Below are 2,364 nucleotides of genomic sequence, written 5' to 3'. Positions count from 1 at the left end.
CAGCATCGACGCCGCGACGACCGTGCTGCGCGCACCACCGTCCAGCCAGCGGCCCACGACCGGCACGCAGCACAGGCCCACGACGACCCCCGCCGTCATCGCGATGCCGGTCACCGGCGCGGACAGCCCGAGCACCGTCACGCCGTACAGCAGCAGGAAGGGCCGCAGCAGGCCGGTGCCGAGCGCGTCCACCACCACGGCGGCGGCGTAGCGGGGTCCGCCGGAAGCCCGGACGAGGGCGCGCGGCCGGATCTGGGTCGTCATGACGTCCACCGTGCGGCCGGCCGCCGGGTTCGCCGCGCCGATTGACGAACACCGTCAACCGGTGCCGGGAGTAGGCATCGAGCCGGTGAGAATGCGGGGATGACGTTGAGGATCGCCCTCGGCGGCCCGCCTGCCGAGCGGCTGCGGTTCGCCGCTTCGCCGCTGGCCGAGCTGACCGCGATGCTGCACGTGCTGGCCGAGCCGGCCCACCACCCGCGCCTCGCCGGCTGGGCCGCCGACGTCTGGGCCGGCTTGCGGCCGGAGCTGGCCGAGCGGCTCCGGGAAGCGGAGTTCCTCTGGCGTTCGTCGCGGGCGGACTTCCTGGTCCCGGCCCACCCGCGCCCCACCCTCGCCGAGGAACTGGACGATGTGGACCGCCTCGGCGACGAAACCTACGTGACGGCCGCGCTGATCACGACGTGCGGCAACAACCGCGTCCACTTCGGAACGCCGTCGCCCTTGTCCGACGCGACGGCGCGCGAGCGGGCACTGGACCTCGCCCAAGCCCGCGGCGCGCGTCAGGAGGCGTTCGCGGAACGGCTGCTCGCGGACCCGGCGGCCGTGCGCGCGCGGGTGCGCGACATCCTCGAACAGTGCGCGGAGGCCTTCTTCGACGCCGCTTGGACGGGCGTCGCCGCGCAGCTCGCCGGAGATCTGCGCGTGAAGAACGACCTCCTCCGCCGTCAAGGCGTCGCGGCGGCCCTCGCCGCCGTCTCCGGCTCGGTCACCCTGTCCCGCGACGGCGACACCCTCGTCGTGGACAAGCTCCTGGACCACGCGACCACCGCCGCCGAAGTCGTCCTGATCCCGAGCGTCTTCGGCCACCCGCACCTGGTGGCGATCCACGCACCCGGCCGGCGCCCGGCGGTGCAGTACCCGATCGCGGCGCCGGATCCGGTGCCGCTGGAGACGGTCACGCTCCGGCTGTCGGCCCTGTCCCACCCGGTCCGGCTGCGGCTGCTGCGCACCCTCGCCCGCGGCCCGCACACGACCGGCGAGCTGGCTGTCGCCTGGGAACTTTCGGCGCCCGAGGTTTCCCGCCACCTCGCCGTCCTGCGCCGCGCGGGCCTGCTGACGCCCCGGCGGCAGGGCCGGTACGTCCGCTACTCCGTCAACCTGCCCGAGCTGCAGGCGCTGGGCACCGACCTGCTGGCGGCCGTGCTGCGATAACCCGTTGATCACCTCGGCGAGGCGGCTGGTCGACGCGCAGACGACCCGCCAGATCACCGAGGCCCTCACCGGCTCCGCAGGTACCGCAGCAGCACGCTCTCGCCGTCCGTGAGCACCGAAGCCAGTTCCAGCGCGGCCGGGTCCACCACGCCACCCAGCGCCGCGCGGCTCGATGTCCCCGCCACCAGAAACGGCGCCACCGTCAACCGGAACTCGTCGACCACGCCCGCCTCGATCAGCGAGCCGAACAGCTTCGGCCCGCCCTCGCAATCGATGCGGCCCAATCCCTCCGCCACCAACGTCGAGACCACGTCGGCACCTGACACCTCGGCCGAGCCCACCACGAACACCCGCGCGCCGTTGGCCGTCCAAGCCGCACGCAACGACTCGGGCGCCGCCGCGGAGGTGAACACCAGCGTCGGGACCGCCGCCTTCGTGATCACCGGGGCGTCGGCCGGCAGGGAACGGCCCGAAGTCACCACCGCCACCGGGGCGATCGGGGCCAGCCCGAAGCGACGCCGGCGCTCCGCCGTGCGCTCGTCCGGGCGCATGCCCTCGAACCCCTCCGCCATCGCCGTTCCCGCGCCCACCAGGACGACGTCGGCCAGGTCGTTGCCGAGCCGGTAGACGATCCGGTCGGCCGGGGTCGAGAGGCCGCCCGACACGCCGTCGACGGTGATCGCGCCGTCCGCGCTGGACACGAAGTTCACCGCCAGCCAGCGGGGGTCGGCCGGGTAGGCGTAGAGCTGCTCGAGGTCCGCGTCGGCCAGTTCGCGCTCGGCCGGCCAGACCTGCCGGATCACTCCCACCGGAGCGCCTTCGCCGGCGGTCGGGTGCCCGCGATGCTCGCCGCCATCTCGGCCACGTGCCGCGTCGAGCGCGGGTGCGCGGTGCGGATGATCGCCGCCCCGGCCGACGCCGTCAGCGCCG

General features: G+C 74.5%; 2 protein-coding genes and 1 pseudogene. 1 reads left to right on the top strand and 2 read right to left on the bottom strand.

Annotated features, from left to right (window positions below; genetic code table 11):
• A pseudogene (locus tag G3I65_RS47205) lies at positions 1-264 on the bottom strand (MFS transporter); the annotation flags it as partial.
• Positions 265-363: 99 nt separating this feature from the next.
• On the opposite strand from G3I65_RS47205, the gene G3I65_RS47200 reads away from it, so the two are divergent.
• Positions 364-1,434, top strand: a complete 1,071-nt coding sequence (locus G3I65_RS47200) for a DUF5937 family protein (RefSeq protein WP_160701888.1) — start codon at positions 364-366, stop codon at positions 1,432-1,434.
• Between the two features lie 65 nt (positions 1,435-1,499).
• On the opposite strand, the gene G3I65_RS47195 is transcribed toward G3I65_RS47200, so the two are convergent.
• Positions 1,500-2,237, bottom strand: a complete 738-nt coding sequence (locus tag G3I65_RS47195; protein ID WP_160701890.1) for a dihydrofolate reductase family protein — start codon at positions 2,235-2,237, stop codon at positions 1,500-1,502.
• Positions 2,238-2,364 lie beyond the last annotated feature (127 nt).

Source organism: Amycolatopsis sp. SID8362 (genome assembly GCF_010550475.1).
Lineage (GTDB): Bacteria > Actinomycetota > Actinomycetes > Mycobacteriales > Pseudonocardiaceae > Amycolatopsis > Amycolatopsis eburnea.
Note: the sequence above shows the minus strand (reverse complement) of the source record. Positions and strands in the feature narration are given on the sequence as shown.

Excerpts from the sequence above, each read along its gene's own strand:
- G3I65_RS47200 (WP_160701888.1), top strand. The coding sequence starts at position 364 with ATGACGTTGAGGATCGCCCTCGGCGGCCCGCCTGCCGAGCGGCTGCGG.